The organism is Vibrio sp. CAU 1672 (assembly GCF_029223195.1).
Classification (GTDB): Bacteria; Pseudomonadota; Gammaproteobacteria; order Enterobacterales; family Vibrionaceae; genus Vibrio.
Genome location: NZ_JARHUF010000001.1, coordinates 361,704 through 380,818 on the forward strand (window position 1 = coordinate 361,704; position 19,115 = coordinate 380,818).

At 49.2% G+C, this 19,115-nt stretch carries 17 protein-coding genes; 11 read left to right on the forward strand and 6 right to left on the reverse strand.

Annotation, left to right across the window (positions count from 1 at the left end; translation table 11 throughout):
* The first annotated feature begins 11 nt into the window (after positions 1 to 11).
* Entirely contained in the window at positions 12 to 980 is a 969-nt protein-coding gene (locus P2G85_RS01585) for a DmsE family decaheme c-type cytochrome (protein ID WP_275862347.1), read from the forward strand.
* A gap of 10 nt (positions 981 to 990) precedes the next feature.
* Positions 991 to 2,973, forward strand: coding sequence for an MtrB/PioB family decaheme-associated outer membrane protein (locus P2G85_RS01590; RefSeq protein ID WP_275862348.1), 1,983 nt, complete (start codon positions 991 to 993; stop codon positions 2,971 to 2,973).
* Between the two features lie 75 nt (positions 2,974 to 3,048).
* Here P2G85_RS01590 and P2G85_RS01595 read toward each other — a convergent pair whose 3' ends face one another.
* The 3 genes from P2G85_RS01595 to rsuA all read right to left on the reverse strand — a co-directional run bounded on the left by P2G85_RS01595 (position 3,049) and on the right by rsuA (position 6,034).
* Complete coding sequence (locus P2G85_RS01595; protein WP_275862349.1) at positions 3,049 to 3,711, reverse strand: DUF2913 family protein; 663 nt, start codon at positions 3,709 to 3,711, stop codon at positions 3,049 to 3,051.
* Positions 3,711 to 4,913 (reverse strand): Bcr/CflA family multidrug efflux MFS transporter, encoded by a 1,203-nt coding sequence (locus P2G85_RS01600; protein ID WP_275862350.1) that lies wholly within the window; start codon positions 4,911 to 4,913, stop codon positions 3,711 to 3,713. Before P2G85_RS01600 ends, P2G85_RS01595 begins: the two co-directional genes overlap by 1 nt.
* Positions 4,914 to 5,332: 419 nt before the next feature.
* Entirely contained in the window at positions 5,333 to 6,034 is a 702-nt protein-coding gene (gene rsuA / locus P2G85_RS01605) for a 16S rRNA pseudouridine(516) synthase RsuA (protein ID WP_275862351.1), read from the reverse strand.
* A gap of 74 nt (positions 6,035 to 6,108) precedes the next feature.
* On the opposite strand from rsuA, the gene P2G85_RS01610 reads away from it, so the two are divergent.
* The 7 genes from P2G85_RS01610 (at position 6,109) to P2G85_RS01640 (ending at position 14,329) form a co-directional block, all read left to right on the forward strand.
* Entirely contained in the window at positions 6,109 to 7,860 is a 1,752-nt protein-coding gene (locus P2G85_RS01610; RefSeq protein ID WP_275862352.1) for a DEAD/DEAH box helicase, read from the forward strand.
* A gap of 96 nt (positions 7,861 to 7,956) precedes the next feature.
* Positions 7,957 to 8,385: a PepSY domain-containing protein gene (locus P2G85_RS01615; RefSeq protein WP_275862353.1), complete on the forward strand. Its 429-nt coding sequence runs from the start codon at positions 7,957 to 7,959 to the stop codon at positions 8,383 to 8,385.
* A 27-nt stretch (positions 8,386 to 8,412) separates the two neighbouring features.
* Positions 8,413 to 9,072 carry a response regulator transcription factor gene (locus tag P2G85_RS01620; protein ID WP_275862354.1) on the forward strand — a complete coding sequence of 220 codons (660 nt, stop codon included), beginning with the start codon at positions 8,413 to 8,415 and terminating at the stop codon, positions 9,070 to 9,072.
* Entirely contained in the window at positions 9,062 to 10,462 is a 1,401-nt protein-coding gene (locus P2G85_RS01625; RefSeq protein WP_275862355.1) for an ATP-binding protein, read from the forward strand. Before P2G85_RS01620 ends, P2G85_RS01625 begins: the two co-directional genes overlap by 11 nt.
* 211 nt (positions 10,463 to 10,673) lie before the next feature.
* A complete protein-coding gene (gene rplY / locus P2G85_RS01630) occupies positions 10,674 to 10,952 on the forward strand; it encodes a 50S ribosomal protein L25 (protein ID WP_275862356.1) in 279 nt (92 codons plus the stop codon).
* 1,006 nt (positions 10,953 to 11,958) lie between these two features.
* Positions 11,959 to 13,674: a bifunctional UDP-sugar hydrolase/5'-nucleotidase UshA gene (gene ushA, locus P2G85_RS01635; protein ID WP_275862357.1), complete on the forward strand. Its 1,716-nt coding sequence runs from the start codon at positions 11,959 to 11,961 to the stop codon at positions 13,672 to 13,674.
* Between the two features lie 433 nt (positions 13,675 to 14,107).
* Positions 14,108 to 14,329, forward strand: a complete 222-nt coding sequence (locus P2G85_RS01640) for a hypothetical protein (RefSeq protein WP_275862358.1) — start codon at positions 14,108 to 14,110, stop codon at positions 14,327 to 14,329.
* A 129-nt stretch (positions 14,330 to 14,458) separates the two neighbouring features.
* Here the strand turns inward: P2G85_RS01640 and P2G85_RS01645 are convergent, their stop codons facing one another.
* On the reverse strand, positions 14,459 to 14,710 hold the full coding sequence (locus P2G85_RS01645; RefSeq protein WP_275862359.1) for a DUF1289 domain-containing protein: 252 nt from the start codon (positions 14,708 to 14,710) through the stop codon (positions 14,459 to 14,461).
* A 207-nt stretch (positions 14,711 to 14,917) separates the two neighbouring features.
* On the opposite strand from P2G85_RS01645, the gene P2G85_RS01650 reads away from it, so the two are divergent.
* Positions 14,918 to 15,364 carry an META domain-containing protein gene (locus tag P2G85_RS01650; protein WP_275862360.1) on the forward strand — a complete coding sequence of 149 codons (447 nt, stop codon included), beginning with the start codon at positions 14,918 to 14,920 and terminating at the stop codon, positions 15,362 to 15,364.
* A 55-nt stretch (positions 15,365 to 15,419) separates the two neighbouring features.
* Here P2G85_RS01650 and P2G85_RS01655 read toward each other — a convergent pair whose 3' ends face one another.
* Positions 15,420 to 16,022 carry a response regulator gene (locus P2G85_RS01655; RefSeq protein ID WP_275862361.1) on the reverse strand — a complete coding sequence of 201 codons (603 nt, stop codon included), beginning with the start codon at positions 16,020 to 16,022 and terminating at the stop codon, positions 15,420 to 15,422.
* 1 nt (position 16,023) lies between these two features.
* Positions 16,024 to 17,790 (reverse strand): sensor histidine kinase, encoded by a 1,767-nt coding sequence (locus tag P2G85_RS01660; RefSeq protein ID WP_275862496.1) that lies wholly within the window; start codon positions 17,788 to 17,790, stop codon positions 16,024 to 16,026.
* Positions 17,791 to 18,126: 336 nt separating this feature from the next.
* On the opposite strand from P2G85_RS01660, the gene P2G85_RS01665 reads away from it, so the two are divergent.
* Positions 18,127 to 19,110, forward strand: a complete 984-nt coding sequence (locus P2G85_RS01665) for a rhodanese-like domain-containing protein (RefSeq protein ID WP_275862362.1) — start codon at positions 18,127 to 18,129, stop codon at positions 19,108 to 19,110.
* The last annotated feature ends 5 nt before the right edge of the window (positions 19,111 to 19,115 follow it).

The following is a 19,115-nucleotide window of genomic DNA, read 5'->3' on the forward strand; positions in this document are numbered from 1 at the left end:
AAGGAGTGGCTATGAAAACAAGGTTTCAGCAGTGGTTACTTGTGGCGATGGTGCTACTTGGTTTTGCTTCGGCGGTGTACTCGGAAGATACCACCGACAGCAAGCCCGACTCCCGGGTGGACATTGAGGCAATGCTGGATCACAAGTTTAGCGAGGGGAAATACTCCCGTCGCGGGGCCGATGGCTGCCTGCGCTGCCACGACGATGATTCAGACAAGCCGGCCACTGGTATTTTCAACAACATCCATGGCAAACTGGCCAACGCTCACGGGCCGATGCAAGATAAACAGTGTGAAGCATGCCATGGCCCGGCCAACAACCACGCACGTAACCCCCGTCAGGGAGAAATACGTGAACCCATGATCACCTTCGGCCCCAGCTCACCCGTTCCAGCCGAAAAACAAAACAGTGTCTGCCTCTCCTGCCACCAGGATTCCAGCCGTGCCACGTGGCACAGCAGTGAGCATGCCTTTGAGGGATTGTCCTGCTCAAGCTGTCATCAGGTGCACAAAAAGAATGACCCGATGATGGTGTCTCAATTACAAATCCAAACCTGTACCGATTGCCATACTAAGACCAAATCGGATCTCCATAAGCGAACCAGCCATCCGATGTTAAATGGCACAATGGACTGCGCCAGTTGCCACAACCCTCATCAGGCCATCAACGAAGCAAGTCTGACATTACCGTCAGTCAACGACTCCTGTTACGACTGCCATGCAGAAAAACGCGGACCATTTTTGTGGGAACATGAGCCGGTAAGTGAAGACTGTACCGCTTGCCACAGCCCTCATGGTTCCGTCAACCAGGCACTGCTGACCAAACGCTTGCCACTGTTATGTCAGGAATGCCACAAAGTGCCACACGCCAATATTGAACTGCCAGACAATGACCTGCGTGTGCGCGGCGGAAGCTGCCTTGGCTGCCACAATCAGGTGCACGGCTCAAATCACCCACGCGGACACGCACTGAGAAACTAAGGAGGGCATGATGAAATTATCACCAGTATGGATAGCCGTTTCAATGGCATTGTCACTCTCAGTGCAGGCGAACGCAGACTACTCCCTCAACCGTAGTAGCGAGGCCGACACCAGCCGGTGGAGATGCGATGAATGCAGTAGTGATGGTGTCTGGCACGGCGATATCTATTTCGGTCTGGGTTATTTGGATAACGACGGTTCCGCTCACTTCAATAACTGGAACCCACCCGTTTATGGTACTCATTCCAGCGATAAACGTATCAGCCCAAGTTTTAACGCCGACATCGAGCAATATCAGGATGACGGGTATTACAACCGCTTCACTGCGGTAGATTTGGGCTTGCAACGATTCTTGGTTCAATGGGAAGTCGGCCAATATGACGGCCTTCAGTTCCTCGGCAGTTACAGTGAAAGTCCGTATTACCGGAACTACAACGGACTGAGTGCCTATCAAAACAGCAGCGGCAGTTTGCTCAGTGAGGAGTTAAGCTCTTTCACGACCAAAGTAACCCGCGAAACGTTTAACCTGGCGTTAAAGTACACCCCCTACAGCCCCTGGAAACCATACGCCACAATGAAACATGAGCAAAAACAGGGCACCGGCACTTTATATTCCACGTCGATTCCGGGTTATGGCAATGTTCCCGGTTACCTGCCCAAGCCCATTGAACATGAGACCTTAAATACCCATGCGGGTGTCAGCTATGTGGAAGAAAACTGGATGGCCGATGTCGCCTATCGTGGTTCATTTTTCCGCAATGACCGACCCGCACTTTATTACGGTACAGAAAGCTCTCCATACGCAAACCACATCGCCTACGAGCCGGACAACGATTTCCACCAACTGGCGCTGTCAGGTAATTACCGGATAGATCGCCAAACCCTGAACGGCCGGCTGCTGTGGTCACGCTCAACCTCTGAGGGCGGAATGGCCCCATTCCCTCAGTCTCCGGTCACTTCGGATACTTTCCACGGTGAAATCAATACTTTCCAGCTCAGTGCGGATTACCACAATCGCTTCACCCGGCAAACGGCGTTCAAACTCAGCGCAGACTACCGTGACCGCGATGACGACTCTGATAAAAGCGTAGTCATCGGCACGGATCGTGAAGAGTACGATCGGGACCGGACTAAACTTGAAGCCGCACTGGATCATCGTCTTAACCGCTCCCTGCGCCTGAAGGCCGGCTATGACTACCAGCGAGATCGACGTAGTTATGCCGACCGGGAGGAAACCGAAGATCAAACCCTTTTCCTTGGAGCCCGCTACCGACCTGACGCAAACTGGAGCCTGGGGGGAAAAATCGCTTACCATTTCCGTGATGGTTCAAACTGGAAGAACGATGATCCGGATGACGCCCACCTGCGCAACTATTACCTGGCAGATCGAGACAGAATTGAATTGCGTGGCGACGGGACTTATGAACTCACATCCAACATGCAACTGGTGGTGGAGGCATGGTACGCCGACGACGAATACCCGACGCCGGATATTGGTATCAGCGAAGGCAAAGACTATGGTTACGATGTCAGTATCAACTTCTACCTCGATAATGGTGTCAGTGGCCACGCCTTTGTTAATCAACAGACCATTCGCTCAACCCAGCAACAGGCCAACACCGACGTGATCGGCTGGGGCCGGTATAGCAGCGAATCGAAAGATAACATTACCACACTTGGATTTGGCCTGAGTAAAGATGACCTGCTGGAAGATACGCTGTTAGTTTCGTTTGATTACAGCTATCACCGTGGTGAAGGAAGTACTGCAACCACCAGCAGTTACCAATACCCGGACAATGAGTCCACTTCACACCGTTTCGAGTTTACCGGCGATTACCAGCTCTCTGATAACCAAAATATACTCATCAATATTCGTTATGAAAATTATGATGAAGACGATTATCTGTTTACTCAGGAAGCCGCCAATATGGGGGATGTACTGCAGAGTTACGAGGGGTTATTTGGCTCGGTATACTGGAGATACCGCTTCTAGTAATAAACCAGAGGGGCTTGATCATGCCCCTCTGTTACTGTATTAATCAAGGCCGGACGTCCGGTACCGTTTAGCTTAATCAGCCTTAAAACTTAGGGGGATCTCTGCCAGCTGATCACCTTGATTTGACGGAAAGATCAGGTACTCGCCATGATATTTCACCATCGATTTGTAATCGGTGACTTTATGCACCATAAAACCGGCCTGGCTGGCCTTTTCGACAAATTCGGCATGGTTACCACGCACAAACCAGCTCATCGGTTTTACCAAGGTGGCCCCATCAAAACAGCTTTCACACTGATCGGCACACAAGGCTAAAGAGTTCTGCCCCTCAGTAAAGATCTGCACTTTACCGCCGCCAACCAGGGTCTCTGAGGTCGACACTTCCCAACCCGCCTGCTCCATCAGATCCAGAAAAGCTTCAATGTCAGCGTCAGTGATGGCTTTTGCAAAGTCATCTTGCGGGAAAAATTGCGCATAAAAAGCAGAAATCCGTTTAAAAATAGACAGCAGCCCAGCGTTATTGCCTTTTGAACGCCCCGCTTTTTGCCAGCGGGTCAGATCATCGCCGACACAACGGTTAAAGCTTTGAGATTTCAGTGCCTTGGTTACCCAACGCAGTAAAAAAAGATTGTTGGCCACCGGAGCGTCAGTAAGCTTGCCCGAACGATGTTCCTGCTCAAGATCACTCAACGCAGAATTAACCAGGTTTTGAATTTCTTTGGTGTAACTAGACATTACGCCTTTCTTCCTAAAGTCCAATAAAACAGTGCCGAAAGCACCGAACAACAAAACATTATAATGATCATCGGCCACGCGACCCCACCCGGCAGCATTGCAACCAAGGCACCAATCAGGGATCCGGTACCAAACCTCAACGTACCCGCCAGCGACGATGCTGTCCCCGCCATCTTCGGGTAGCCGCTAAGCAAGAGCGCCATTGAGTTACTGCCGATGGTTGACAGGGTACCGATAAACAACACCACAAACGGCACAATCCCCCACAGCCCCAAATCCAGCAGCCAGCTGACAAACAGGCCGGTTCCCGCCAGCAACTGAACAAATAACCCAAAACGCAACATCGCATGGGAGCCGACTTTCTTCACCACCCGGCCATTGATACTGGTCATGATGATCATGGCCACAATGTTCAGGCCGAATAGATAGCCAAACTGATCCGGGCGCACGCCATACAAGTCGATGTAAACAAACGAACCGGCCGTCAAAAAGGCAAACATACCGGAGAATGAAAATGCCCCCGAAAACATCAAACCGACCGCCATTGGGCTGGTGCACAAGCGCGCATAGTTACGCAGTGTAGTGCGAAAACGCAGCGGCTGACGATGCTCTGCTTTCAGTGTTTCCGGAATTTTCCACAACACCAACAGAATCACCACCACCGCGAAGATTGCCAACAGCCAAAAAATAGAACGCCAGCCGAACCAAATTGCCAGGTGACCACCAATCATCGGCGCAACCAACGGGGCCGCCGTGATCACCAAAGTGACAAACGACATTGCACGGGCAAAATCTTCCCGGTCAAACATATCGCGCACCACCGCCTGAATGATCACTGCAGCAGCGGCACCAGCAAAGCCTTGCGCGGTACGTACATAGGTCAGCGCATCAATACCATGAGTAGTTGCGCTGACGACAGCCGCCAGACCAAAAAAAAGCACACCTAAAATGAGAATAGGTCGGCGGCCAAAGCTGTCTGCCAGTGGTCCATGGATCAGCTGCCCGACGGCAAACCCCGCGGTGTAGGCGGTGAGCGTAAACTGCACCGCCCCATCTGTGACACCCAAATCCTTGGCGATGGTCGGCATTGCAGGCAAATACATGTCAATGGCAAGTGGTGTCAGGGCACCTACGGCACCCAATACAAGAAAGAGTAGAAAGCTGATTTGTGATTGTGGGGCGCTTTGGACCTTTTCTGTCATTCTGTTACCTCTAGTTATGGAATGCCATCAACCATCCTGGTTGTTGGCGTTCGTTAATCTGCATGGCGTAAAAACGCTTGTCCTCAGCCGTTAAGACATCACAGTCCTTCCGTCACCTCGAGTAGGTTAAAGGGTTCGAGATTATCCAGAGAGTTCAGAGAATTTCATGAGGTATTGCTCCAACTCGCCTTCGCCACACAGATTTGATGTCCATGCCAGGCGAGTGGGCAAGAGCTCCGGCTTGCCATTATTTTGCCTGCAAATGTTTATATCGTTAGCTAAAAATTCCAGCGTGATATCAACCTGGCCGCAGGGCTGGCAATGATCACTAGATACCTTGGGAGGAAACCCCATTCTGGGGCAATTTCCTGCAAATTACTAGTTCCTTTCAGGAAACAAACTATTTCCCATAGCTCACATTATTTCCAGACAGAATCAACCTCTTCCTGGGTCAGGTAGCGGTAATCACCCGGCTCCAGCGCCTCATCCAGCTCAATAGTGCCGATACGTTCGCGGTGCAGGTGCTCCACCTTGTTACCCAATGCCGCGAACATGCGTTTCACCTGGTGGTACTTCCCTTCCACGATGGTCAGCAACACTTCGTTTTCCGCTTCATTAACGATTTCTAACTTGGCTGGCAATGTGGCGTCACGCTCGTTACGCAGTTCGATGCCCTGAGCAAACTTTTCTACGTAATCAGGTTGAATCGCATCCACCAGCCACACCCGATAGGTTTTGTCACACTTATGCTTTGGCGAAGTGATCCGGTGTGACCACTGGCCATCATCGGTAATCAAAACCAAGCCAGTGGTATCGACATCAAGGCGGCCGGCAAAATGCAGGTTTTCCATACGCGGTTCATCAAGCAGAACGAATGCCGTGTGGTTATAACCGTCTTCATGCGAACAGACAAAATCAGCAGGCTTGTACAACATAATATACCGAGGCCCCGGCGCACCAATCACACGCTCTTCCCATGCGACTTCGCTGCCTTCGGCAACCTTGAACGCACCACTTTTTTGTACTTCACCATCAACGGTGACATCGCCACTTTTGAGAATCTTTGTTGCCTGTTTGCGGGTCGCACCCAGAGCATCACACAAATATTTATCTAAACGCATGAATACCTCATCTTGTTAAGGTCGGGTATTATAGCCATCCTAATGGCAATAGTTGAGCGATTTCACAGTTTTTCATGTATACCCTTCGTCCCTACCAGGCTGACTCAGTTAAAGCGGTCATTCATTATTTTCGTAAACACTCGACACCGGCGGTGATCGTGCTGCCCACCGGCGCGGGCAAAAGCTTAGTGATCGCAGAGTTAGCCCGCCTGGCCAAAGGCCGAGTACTGGTTCTGGCCCACGTAAAAGAACTGGTTGAACAAAATCATGCCAAATATGAAGGCTATGGGCAGAAAGGTGCGATTTTTTCTGCTGGGCTGGGGCGAAAAGAGACCGATCAGCAAGTGGTGTTTGCGTCAGTACAATCTGTAGTACGTAACCTGAACGCGTTCAAAAATCAGTTCTCATTACTGGTTATCGACGAGTGTCACCGCGTACCTGACGATAAAAACAGCAGTTATCAGAAAGTGATCACCCACCTGAAAGAGCTTAACCCGGGCATAAAGGTACTCGGATTAACGGCGACCCCTTACCGGCTGGGGATGGGCTGGATTTACCAGTACCACACCCGCGGTCAGGTACGTACTGAAGAATCCCGCTTTTTCCGCGACTGCATTTTTGAGTTACCGATACGCTATCTGCTCGATGAGCAGTTCCTGACCCCGGCGCGGATGATGGACGCGCCAGTCCTGTCCTACGACTTCTCGCAGCTCAAACCGGCCAGTACCGGACGCTACAAAGAAGCGGAACTGGATATGGTGATCGACAAGGCAAAGCGCGCTACGCCGCAGATTGTGGAACAAGTGATGCAGTACGCTCAGGGCCGCCAGGGCGTAATGGTGTTCGCGGCAACGGTTCGTCACGCTCAGGAAATCTTCCGCCTGTTACCAGAAGGTGAGACGGCGATTGTGATTGGTGACACCCCGACTCCCGAACGCGATGCGATCATTCAGGCATTTAAACATCGTGAAATCAAATACCTGGTTAACGTGTCTGTTCTGACGACCGGATTTGACGCGCCCCATGTGGACTTGATCGCGATTTTGCGCCCGACGGAGTCGGTCAGCCTGTATCAGCAAATCGTCGGTCGTGGACTGCGTCTCTCAGAAGGCAAATCGGAATGTCTGGTACTCGACTATGCCGGCAACAGTTACGATTTGTATCAACCGGAAGTAGGCGATCCAAAACCAGACTCCAGCAGTGAAATCATTACCATCCCCTGCCCGGCCTGCGGCTTTAATAATAACTTCTGGGGCAAACTCGACAGCAACGGCTTTTTGCTCGAGCACTTTGGCCGCCGCTGCCAGGGTTATTTTGAAGATGAGGACACGGGTGAACGTGAGCATTGCGGTTACCGCTTCAGGGCCAAGTACTGCAGCGAATGCGGCGCGGATAATGACATCGCCGCGCGGATCTGCCACGAGTGCGACGCAACCCTGGTCGACCCGGACAAAAAACTCAAAGAGGCGCTGAATCTGAAAGATGCCCTGATCTTTGAATGCACCGGGATGGATCTGTCCGTGTTTAAATCCGGCGACGGCAAACCTCAGCTAAGGGTGACTTATTCCGGTGATCCCTATCAGGGCGAGGGCCATGCTCAGGTCCACGAGTTTTGGTCGCTGAACACCAAAAAACAAAAGCAAACCTTCAAAGATCAGTTTGTCCGCCCCCACCTGGCGGACAAACATCGCCCCTTTGAAGAAGCTTCTCCAACCCGGGTGGCTGCAAACCAACACCGTTTCCGCCTGCCGCAGTTTGTCATTGCCCGTAAGGCAGGGCGATTCTGGAAGCTTCGAGACAAAATATTCGACGATGAACTGAAATGATTGATGCCGGGGATTAGCGGGAGCTGACCCATCATTCACTTCCTATTCATCTCTGCAAAGATATACTTGCCGCATACGTTATAGAAAGAGATGAGCATGGATAAATTGCCTGCATTAAACAAACCAATCATCGCGTGCTGCCTGTTGTTCGCGATATTTGCGGTGCCCGGTTTTGCCAGCCCCCATGATGACAGCACGGGAAACCACAAGGATCAGGTGTCATGGCATGACAGCCGGCACGCCAGCACTCAGATCGAGTTTGATGAAGATCAGGATGAAGTCTACCGCGCGGTGAAAAATGGCGATATTCGCCCGTTTTCCGAATTATATGCAGCAATAGAGCGCGATGTGTATGGTCGTATCATCAAAGTAGAACTGGAAAAAGACGACGGCGTTTGGGTTTATGAGCTTAAAGTCCTGTTTGACAACAACGTTATCCGCATTGAGTACGACGCCGCCACATTGGAAATTTTGGAAATAAAAGGCCGAAATCTCAACAAAGCGCTAAAACCTCAAATACAATAACCAAAACAATAACTACAAGAGCGTGTTATGAAAATACTTGTTGTGGAAGATGATCCTCGATTAGGCGAGCAGATTGTTGAAGCGCTGGAATCCAATGGCTGGGTACCCGAACTGTCGCAAGATGGTATTGATGCCCTATATCGTGCCACCGCGGAAGAGTGGGACGTGATAGTACTGGATTTAGGCTTACCCAAATTGGATGGGCTGACGGTGCTAAACGGCATTCGGGATGAAAACATCAACACACCGGTGGTGATCCTGAGTGCACGGGATACCCTGAGCCAGCGTGTGGAAGGATTAAATGCCGGGGCAGACGACTACCTCACCAAGCCGTTCGAGATGGTCGAGCTGATTGCCCGCCTTCGTGCCCAGCTACGCCGGGCTTCAGGGAATGCCTCGCCTGTGATGCAAATTGGCGATTTAAGCCTCGACACCCGTACGTCCAAAGTCCTGTGGCAGGGACAGGCCGTCAGCCTGACGGCCCTGGAGTACAAAGTGGTAGCGTATTTTATGCACAACCCGGACAAAGTCATTTCCCGCACCGAACTGGTTGAACATATTTATAAACAGGATTTTGACCGGGACTCCAACACCATTGAAGTCTTCATCGGACGCATTCGCAAGAAAATCGCCCCCAAGATCATCAAAACCGTCAGAGGACTGGGATATCAGCTCAATGCCGAATAACCATAAGCGTTCCTTTACCCCAATCAAACGGCTGAGCATCAAAAGTCGCCTGGTCCTGGCGGCGATCGTCTGGTTAACCGCCATGATTCTGGCGGCCGGTGTAACCATCCCGACACAGGTTTACCGTTACATGGTCGACGATACCCGTGCTCAGCTGAACATTTTTATGGACGAAGTCGCCGCCCAGTTGGAGGTCAACAACCAGGGCCAGCTTTCACTGGCCACAGCGTTATCCGATCCGCGTTTTAACCGCCCATACAGTGGCCTGTACTGGGTTGCGTTCACGGACCAAAGCGTCGAACGCTCCCGTTCACTGTGGGATAAGACCATCACTTACCACGGTCCGGCTCATGAGGCCATCGGAGCCAGAGAAGAGCCCTTAATCACCCTGGAGAAAACCCTCTACCTGCCCGAATCGCCCAAACCGATCCACGTTATAATTGGCATCGATAAAGCACCGTTAGAGAAATCCCTGCAAACCCTGATGAGCCAGTTATGGGTGATCCTCGGCTTGTTGTTTGGCGGCATTCTGATGGTGATATTAATTCAAATTGCCTGGTCACTCAGCCCGTTAACCAAGCTCCAGCGAGAACTGGCCGAGCTAAAGGCCGGAAAGAAAACCAGTCTGGAAGAAGAATACCCCAAAGAAATCTCACCGTTGATCGCTGATCTTAACGCCTTACTGTTTCACTACCAGGAACTGCTTGAACGCGCCCGCAATCATGCCGGTAACCTCTCCCATGCACTCAAAACACCGCTGTCAGTTCTCCGCAATGAACTTCAGTCTCTTGGACCAGCAGCCCAAAACCAGCTCACCCCTCCAATTGAGCAAATCCAGCAGCACATTGACTACCACCTTGGACGCGCACGCATGGCAGGCTCAATGAATATCCTGTCGGTTAAGTCTAACCCGGCACTGCGGACAGACGCGATCACCATGGCATTTGATAAAGTCTACGCCGCTCGCAAGGTCAGCTTAATCAACGAACTGGACTCCGAGCTCTATGTGGCAGTCGAGCAGACTGACCTGGACGAAATGCTGGGTAATCTATTGGAAAACAGTTACAAATGGGCAAACAGTATGATCCGGGTGCATGCCCATAGTGATAAAGAGTACATGCATATCTTGATTGAAGATGATGGTCCTGGCATTCCAGCCGAACTCCTGACTCGCGTCACTCAGCGAGGCGTCCGGCTGGACGAAACCACACCGGGATCCGGATTAGGATTAAACATTGTCAGTGAAATGGCGCACAGCTATCGTGGCAACCTGTCGCTCGGCGACAGTGCTTTGGGCGGGCTCAAAGCCACATTAACACTGCATAGAATTCGCCCGGAGAATACCACACCGCTAAGCCGGATTAATTTGTTCAAAAATACGCCGAATTAAGGCAAATTCAGCGCAACACGCAAAAATAAACATTTTTGTATACAGTTATTCGGCTTTTTGCTGATTTAAATGTAATTTTGGTTGCTGATAAGCGCGGACGATGATAGTATCCGCGCTCGCTTGAACAGTTCCTGTTTCAGGCTATACCATGAACACAAGGTCGCATTGTTGTTCGTGAAGTTTTATTTTTACTAATTTGAGAGTAAATACTATGAAATTCGAAGCAGTAGTACGTACTGAACTAGGTAAAGGTGCGAGCCGCCGCCTACGTCACGCTGGTCAATTCCCTGCAGTTGTATACGGCGGTGAAGAAGCAGCAGTTGCTATCGTTCTTAACCACGATGACGTTGTTAACCAAATGGATAAGCCTGAGTTCTACGAAGGCATCGTTCTGGTTATCGATGGCAAAGAAGTTAAAGTTAAGCCACAAGACGTTCAACGCCACGCTTACAAGCCAAAAGTTGAGCACATGGACTTCATCCGTATCTAATTCCCTACCAAGGAATTATTCGGATTAAATCCAACCCTTTTGCATAAAAAAGATTACCGGCCTTACCAACCGAGAAATCTAAAAAAATTCAAAACCCCGGAGACTTACCACCTCCGGGGTTTTACTATTTAGACTGTATCAAACAAGCCACACACGGTATTTAAGCGATGCACCTCACCTTTGCCTACCTTCGCCTCTCCCTGCCAGGGTAAGCTGGATTGAATACATCGCATCCGACAGCAGTAAAGTCGCGCGCAATGGACTCTTGCTGAGCGTTTCTCTGTTAAGAATAAAAATGAACTGACTTTTATACCAGCCTGCATAAGACTCTGATCATTCTTACTGGTTAAAAACGCTGATAACCGCATTGTAGATTTAGTGATTAGAATAATTAGTTAACCGAAACCTACGCCTTGTTCTGAGCTATTCTTCCAGCGTAATTATCTGAACACCTACTTATCCGGATCGATATTACGCCACTATTCAGTGAGCCAAGAAATAGTTTTCACCACGTTGAACTAATATAAAAAAACGGCGTTAATTTCAGTGAACTTTCATCAGTGGTCAGCATCATCATAATAACCATTGGATACTTTACCACCAAAACCGATCGATATTTTTCTCCGACAGTACTGCGGCTGATGAACCCGTGAGCTGTCCGGCCTGCCATACTGGCAGGCAAGAAAATCTTAACTAATTGTTTCTTAAGAATTAGAAAAATGCGTATCTGATAGATTAACCATCAGTTCCGGCTTCAGACTTGAGCGAAGTGCGCACAGATTCACATAAACAAAATGCATTCAATTTATCAGATCACATTTTCCATCAAATTAGCACCAATTCCATCTCCAAAAACCATTTCTGTTTATTTGTAGACTCAGTTTACAGGCTGATGAAATATCGCTGATAACAAGTCGGTAAATAAGAGCAAGATCACTAAACTTTCACATAAATTCCGTATATTTCACGCCGTTACATAACCAAAATCACAAAGAAAGGATCCCTTATGAAGTTTTCCAAATCCCTCTTGGTACTTTCAGTTGGCGCTGCTTTAGCAGGATGTGGCGCAGATAGCGTTGACGTTCCATTAACCTGTGAAACAGCTGATTCATGTACTAAATTCACGGTACTTCACACCAACGATAACCACGGCCGCTTCTGGGAAAACAGCAAAGGCGAATATGGTATGGCCGCGCGTAAGACATTGATTGAATCGATTCGCGCCGAAGTCGCTGCTAATGGCGGCGAGTCAATTCTACTCTCTGGTGGTGATATCAATACAGGTGTACCAGAGTCAGACATGCAAAACGCCGTGCCTGACTTCGTCGGTATGAACCTGCTAGGCTATGATGCCATGGCGGTTGGTAACCACGAATTTGATAACTCGTTAGATATCCTGGATATGCAGGCAGAGCTGGCAGACTTCCCAATGCTGGCCGCAAACATCTACAAGAAAGACGCTGAAGGCAACGTGACCGACGAGCGTTACTTTGCACCTTACAAAGTATTTACTATCAAGAACCTTAAAGTGGCCGTTGTGGGCCTAACGACTAAAGATACCGCGAAGCTGGTTAACCCAGACAACGTATCGGACATCTACTTCGCCGATCCACAAGTAGAAATTAAGAAAGTACTGGAAGAAATTAAGGCCAACGAAACCGTTGATATGGTATTCGCTACGACTCACATGGGTCACTACGCGGATGGCAAACATGGTAACGAAGCGGCCGGCGACGTTAAACTGGCACGCTCACTGGAAGAAGGCCAGCTAGATGCGATCATCGGTGGCCACTCGCAGAACCCGGTTTGTATGGAGCCAGGCACTAACGAATACGCTGACTTTAAACCTGGTGACGACTGTGCCCCGGATCAACAGAATGGTACTTACATCATGCAAGCGCATGAGTGGGGTAAATACGTAGGCCGTGCTGACTTTGAGTTCTACGGTGGCGAACTGCATCTGGCAAACTACTCACTGATCCCGGTGAACCTGAAAGAAAAAGATGAAAATGGTGAATACCAGTTCATCGCAGAAGAAATCAAACCTGACGCGACCGTTAAATCGATCCTGTACCCGTACCAGCAACAAGGTCAGGAACTGCTTGACGAAGTGATCTCGCACACAGACGGTAAACTGGAAGGTGACCGCAGCGTAGTACGCAGCCAACAGACCAACCTGGGCCACCTGTTAGGTAAAGCTTACCGTACTTACAACCTGGTCAATGCAGACTTTGGTGTGATGAACTCTGGTGGTGTGCGCGATTCTATTCAGGAAGGCGACATCTCTTACCGTGATGTACTGACGGTTCAGCCTTTCGGTAACTTCGTGACCAAAGCAACCATGACCGGCCAACAAGTCAAAGATTACCTGGATGTAGTCGCGACTAAATCTGCAGGCTCTGGTGCATACGCGCAGCTGGATAACATCACGCTTGATGTTGATTGTGATGCTGGCTCTGTAAGCATTACCGATATTAACGGTAAAGGCTTCGATCTGGACGCAACTTACACCTTCTCTGTGATCAGCTTCAGTGCTGCCGGTGGTGACAATTACCCAGTGATCGAGGTTGAGTCTACCCAAATGACCGACGCTTCTGTACTGCGTGAATTCTTTGTCAACAACCCTCAGGTTTCTGCGGCCGATTACGACAAGAACCTGGATAAGATTAGCTACTTCAGCAACGGCGAAGCAGTGAAAGGCTGTCCGGCAGAAAGTAACTAAACGATCTTTGCAAAAAAAACTGTTTGCAACTGGGTTTAACGGTAGTGAAACTCTACCCAAGCTAAGGCAAACTGTCACACCAAAAACCGGAGTCTGATGACTCCGGTTTTTATTCTGCGCTAACTACCTAAAATTATTGCCCGTTTATATATTGTTCAAAAAATATTCATTTGTGTTATTGACGCCTCTGTGCGTGGCTTCTATGTTTGATAAGGTCTTTAAAGCAAGGAGCTGGCGCTGGCAAACACTTCTGCTGAAGTATGCCCCCCTTCCTTGCAAAAAGTACACATTGGCGTAATTGGTACTGCTCTCATACAACTTGTCTCTCATTCAGACTCCTAACCAAGGGGCGTAACCGCGATGTTTGCCCTAATGAGCAGTGAACGAACGCCTATACCTTCACAATGCTGCCATCGAGTTCAGGAGGTCAAAAATGAAACGAGCCAGCAACAGCTACCGACTACAACTGATCAAAGAAGTCGTCACCCGACGAGAGCGTGAAGCATGCAATGATCCTATGGCGAGATACATTCATCAACTATTAGATGAACGCCCCACCAGTAGACTTGATGCCGAACTGAATCACCGCTTTGCCGGTAATCATTTTGACGAACATGCAGGGGGCTGGGTAAGCGACCTTTGGTCAATAAAATAGAGTAGAGCCAAACGACAAAAATACTGTGTAAGCTCAAAAACACTGTGTAAGCTATAGTAGGATCATCCCGGCAAACAGAAGCGATAACGTCGTTTCAGGCCGGGATTTTTACATCTGCCAAAAGAAAAGTTAAAACAGGTCTTGTTGTGGTGATGGTACATCGTCTTGAACTGATTGGGGTTTGGTTTTCCCTGCCAGTATTTTTCTTCGGTATCTCTGGCGACACAGTTTGATCACGTGTAACTGCTGAGCCGGTGTTAAGTTCAACCAGTTGAACCGCTCCTCCCTGTTGCGCATACAACCCTGACAATAGCCTTTTTCATCCACCGTACAGATGCCAACACAAGGGCTGGGAACAGTAAAAAACTCTAATTGTTCCATACTTAATCCATTTCACCTTAACCTGCATCAGCGTTGAATTAACAAAACGCATTTCGACATAACCCGAATTAAAATCACTCAAAATTCAGATAATTACCAATTTTCTTTTCACCCCAAGCACAAATATGCGAATCTATTACCCTGTACTGACAAAAACACTGTTTTATTACCTATACTTACCACGTTTTTTAAAACGGAGTCTATAAAATGAAGCTTAGCCTAAAAACGTTAGTAGCAGCAATTTCACTGCCAGTTTTGATGACTGCCTGTGCTAGCAATAACGAAAATATGAAAGACATTACGGCTCAAGATCTACAACACCACAACTGGGAACTGGTTGAGATTGATGGCAAAGCCCTCGTTCTGGCAGAGCAACAAAAAGCGCCGCGTCTGGAAATCGGCGAAAACCTGACGGCCAACGGCTATGCCGGTTGCAATAATTTCTTCGGCCAGGCGGAACTAAAAAATAACCAGTTGCGGATTGAAAAAATGGCCATGACGATGATGATGTGCCCGGATAAGCAGATGGAAGTCGAACGCGCCATGTCACAAACGCTCTCTGACTGGAGTGATATCACCCTGACGAACGACGGCTTAATCCTGAAAAATGCCGCACATGAACTGACGTTTACATTACGTGACTGGGTCAACTAACCATAGTCTCAGGCACTGGTAAACGGGTAAAAAGCAGCCTGACAGGCTGCTTTTTTTATTCCTCGAAAAACTCGCCTGCCTTACGGATCAGCGCAGCTAAACTATCCACTTCCAGCTTTTTCATCACATTCGAACGATGTACTTCAATTGTCCGCAAAGACACACATAACTGGTCGGCCATCGCCTGGTTTTTCATTCCTTGTATCACTAATCTCAGCACCTGGGCCTCTCGTTTGGTCAGGCTGGTTAAAGTCTGCATGGAACGCGTTTTTTCAAGCTTGCGTGAGGATTGCTCCATCGCGTTCTCAATCGCTAATACCAAAACGTTGCCATCTACCGGTTTCTGGAAAAAATCCACCGCCCCCTCTTTCAGCGCCTCGACTGCCATAGGAACATCACCATGCCCGGTCAAATAAATCACACTCATCGGGCTACATTGCTCAATCATCACTTGATGAACGTCCTGGCCACGCATTTCCGGCATTCGGCTATCCAGCAAAACACATCCGGCGTCAGCTAAATCCACATGGTGCAAGAATTCTTTCCCACTTGAGTAAGTCCGGGCTTGGTAACCATAGCTTTCCAGCATAAATGCCATGGACTCCAACACCGATTCTTCGTCATCGACAATGTAAATCGGACAACGCTGACGACACATATCAAACCTCCTGATACGGTAGAACTATGGTCACCTGACAACCGGTAGGCTCAACTGACCGAAAACGAATGTTACCTTGATGCCCTTCAATAACCTCACGGCAGATGGCTAAGCCTAACCCAAGCCCATTCTCTTTGGTGGTATAAAACGCCTGCTCTAATGGCGTGTTGTGGCCCTCAATCCCCACGCCATTATCCGTGATTTCGATGACGGCCTTGTCATCTGCAAAATCCACATGCACATCAACAAACAATACGTCAGGTCGCGTGGTATGACTGAGGCAGGCATCTTTCGCATTGTTTAATACATTGAGAATCACCTGCTGCAGGCCGGTCGCATCGGCGTAAATATTTTTCGGCTCTCCGGAATACAGCATGCCGAGCTGGATATCGTGGCGCTGAAACTCATAATCTACCAGCTTGATCGACTCTTCAATCAAATGAGTTAAGCAAATCCAGTGCTTCTCTACCGGAGATTTATGGATCAGGCTTCTCAGACGCTGGACAATCGCACTCGCGGTTGTCACTTGTTGCTGAATCTTCTCTAAAACGGGCTGCATTTCCTCTGCTGATGCCCCACGCTCCATACGAACTTTTGCTCCCTGGCTATAATTCTTAATCGCTGCCAGTGGTTGATTGATTTCATGAGCCAGGCTACTCCCCAACTCACCAACAATAGTGATGCGCTGGGCATGCTCCAGCATGCTGCTTTTGCGGCGTAAATCATTTAACGTACGGCGTAATTTGTCACGACTGCGCCGAAACCGCCATTGCAACCAAAAGTGATAACAGGTTAACAGAACAAAAGTAAGCACCCCGGCAACCGCTACCGTTCGGTTTTCATACAGCCACTCATGGATTTTTTGCCCCAATGGCTTCTGCAATGGATGCATATTTAAGTGTTTATATACCTCATCCACCTGATTGCCGGGAGTGGAAAGCATCCAGCCGATATTATTGGCGGCAATGGCTGCCGGGTGATCTTCCGGCATAGCAAACAGCGTTTGGGCGACACGCTGACCTATCTGTGCAGGTGCTCGTTTTGTCATCGCCATGGTCCAGTTGGGATAAAGCGGTGTACTGACTGCACATTTCGATTTGGCCGGACGCTGTTCATTAATGACTCGCAGCTCATCCAACTCACGCAGTTCAATAATGCCCTCTTTCACCATGTTCTCCAGCGTACACGCCGGAACAATTGCAACATCAACATTGTTCTCTATAACATCAAAAACCAATCGATCGGTCGGCGGACCGGTAAAGTGAATGTTCTCAAAAAAAGAGGCAGTGAAATAGCCGAGCTTATCCAGCTCATACCTAAGCGCTAAAAAGCCACCAAAGGCTTTTTCCGATACAGCGGCAATCTTGGTTCGATTAAGGTCGTTTAACGTTTTGTAAGGGGACGCCTGTCGCACGACCACCACTGACGCAATCGACCGGTCTGGAATATCACTGTGTGCCGTTTTCTGGGTAGCTAACCAATGGATTTGGTATTCACGCGCCAGCTTGGTCGCCTGACCCGGACTGGTCAACATAAAATCCAGCTCACCGCGCAGAAAGGCGCTTTCTAATTGCTCAAAATCATAAGTATGTAACTTAAACTCATAGCCGGGATTATGCTCTTCCAGCCAACTCATTGTCGGCTGCCAGGCCAGCCTGGTATGAACGTGGCCCCTTAATGCTAAGACTCCGACATCAAACTGGGTCCGCTCGGGGTGAAGCGTTGCCTTTACCGGCGAGCCCCACAAACAACACACACACGAAACCATCAATAAAATTTGCTGCAAATACTTTTCAATCACTTATAAAGTTCCGTGAAATGCTGGTCCGGCGCACAGTTTAGCACCACTCCCCCCTCCGGCTTTGTTGCTTCAGATCAATTCCACATCAAGATTGTGGAAAACCACAATATCCCTATCCCACCGATTTGATCAGAATGCACCAGCTAAAAAGAAGCAGGCCAGGTCATCTTTTCACATAGACACTCTGAGCACCAAAAATAAACAAATAACGCTCATGCGGCCATAGCTCCTTCACCGATTTCAGTATCTCGGATCTCTTCGATCCGGCAACAAAACTTTAAAAATAAAACGTGGAAGCAGTTCATGAAAAAATCAACCATAGCAATAAGTATCCTGGTCGCCGCCGCGGCAGTGGGTTACCCGACTTATAAGTCGGTGTTTTCTACCGAAGTCGTCAGCGTTGATGCCGAGGAACTGGCAAACAAGTTCGCCCAGTACACCCATCCGGATAGTTTTATCTCTGCCCAACAGCTCAAGTCTCTGATGGACAATAACAAAGATATCGTGGTGATTGGTGCGCTAAACCCTATCAGACCTGACAGCCCCATTTCTGGTTCGTACACCATGTGGCGTAACGATTACTCCGCCGCTAAAGGGACCTATGACTTTGGTGGCATGCAAAATACCACCGAGGAGATGGAAACGATCCTGGGCAGCTTTGGCGCCACCACGGACAGCACGATCGTGGTATACGCCGCCGGTTCTCACCATGACGCCGCCCGCTTATACTGGCAAATCCACAACCTAGGCCACCAGGACATTCGCTACTTAGACGGCGGCCTGAACGCCTGGATAGGTGAAGGCTACCCAACCGGTTCCGCAAATCGTTCTGTCGCAGCGGTTGAGTACAAAGCTGCAAATCCTGCTCAGGAAAATAACACTTTAGCGACGCTGGATATGGTTCTGGCGGCACAAAACAACCCCGACTGGGTCATTCTGGATACGCGCGGTGATGATGAATTCCGGGGAGAGGTTGCTGTGTCCGGTGCCTATGGGCCAGGTACGATTCCGGGCAGTATCCACATCAACTGGACCAACAGCCTGAATGACGACACAACACTGAAATCAGTGGATGAACTGCAAGCGCTCTACGGCGACATTATCAACGGCAAAAAAGTCATTGCTTACTGCCAGTCCGGGGTTCGCTCAGCACATACCACTATGGTACTGACCAACGTACTCGGTGCGGAAAACGTCTATAACTATGATGGTTCCTGGATAGAGTACAGCCACGCTCATTACGAGCAAAACAATCCTGAAGTCAACGTTATCAACGGCAAGAGCTGATCAAC

Excerpts from the sequence above, each read along its gene's own strand:
- ushA (WP_275862357.1), top strand. The coding sequence starts at position 11,959 with ATGAAGTTTTCCAAATCCCTCTTGGTACTTTCAGTTGGCGCTGCTTTA.
- P2G85_RS01640 (WP_275862358.1), top strand. The coding sequence starts at position 14,108 with ATGAAACGAGCCAGCAACAGCTACCGACTACAACTGATCAAAGAAGTC.
- P2G85_RS01585 (WP_275862347.1), top strand. The coding sequence starts at position 12 with ATGAAAACAAGGTTTCAGCAGTGGTTACTTGTGGCGATGGTGCTACTT.
- P2G85_RS01600 (WP_275862350.1), bottom strand. The coding sequence starts at position 4,913 with ATGACAGAAAAGGTCCAAAGCGCCCCACAATCACAAATCAGCTTTCTA.
- P2G85_RS01655 (WP_275862361.1), bottom strand. The coding sequence starts at position 16,022 with ATGTGTCGTCAGCGTTGTCCGATTTACATTGTCGATGACGAAGAATCG.
- P2G85_RS01610 (WP_275862352.1), top strand. The coding sequence starts at position 6,109 with ATGTATACCCTTCGTCCCTACCAGGCTGACTCAGTTAAAGCGGTCATT.
- P2G85_RS01590 (WP_275862348.1), top strand. The coding sequence starts at position 991 with ATGAAATTATCACCAGTATGGATAGCCGTTTCAATGGCATTGTCACTC.
- P2G85_RS01645 (WP_275862359.1), bottom strand. The coding sequence starts at position 14,710 with ATGGAACAATTAGAGTTTTTTACTGTTCCCAGCCCTTGTGTTGGCATC.
- rsuA (WP_275862351.1), bottom strand. The coding sequence starts at position 6,034 with ATGCGTTTAGATAAATATTTGTGTGATGCTCTGGGTGCGACCCGCAAA.
- P2G85_RS01665 (WP_275862362.1), top strand. The coding sequence starts at position 18,127 with ATGAAAAAATCAACCATAGCAATAAGTATCCTGGTCGCCGCCGCGGCA.
- P2G85_RS01595 (WP_275862349.1), bottom strand. The coding sequence starts at position 3,711 with ATGTCTAGTTACACCAAAGAAATTCAAAACCTGGTTAATTCTGCGTTG.
- P2G85_RS01650 (WP_275862360.1), top strand. The coding sequence starts at position 14,918 with ATGAAGCTTAGCCTAAAAACGTTAGTAGCAGCAATTTCACTGCCAGTT.
- P2G85_RS01660 (WP_275862496.1), bottom strand. The coding sequence starts at position 17,790 with ATGGTTTCGTGTGTGTGTTGTTTGTGGGGCTCGCCGGTAAAGGCAACG.
- P2G85_RS01620 (WP_275862354.1), top strand. The coding sequence starts at position 8,413 with ATGAAAATACTTGTTGTGGAAGATGATCCTCGATTAGGCGAGCAGATT.
- P2G85_RS01615 (WP_275862353.1), top strand. The coding sequence starts at position 7,957 with ATGGATAAATTGCCTGCATTAAACAAACCAATCATCGCGTGCTGCCTG.
- P2G85_RS01625 (WP_275862355.1), top strand. The coding sequence starts at position 9,062 with ATGCCGAATAACCATAAGCGTTCCTTTACCCCAATCAAACGGCTGAGC.
- rplY (WP_275862356.1), top strand. The coding sequence starts at position 10,674 with ATGAAATTCGAAGCAGTAGTACGTACTGAACTAGGTAAAGGTGCGAGC.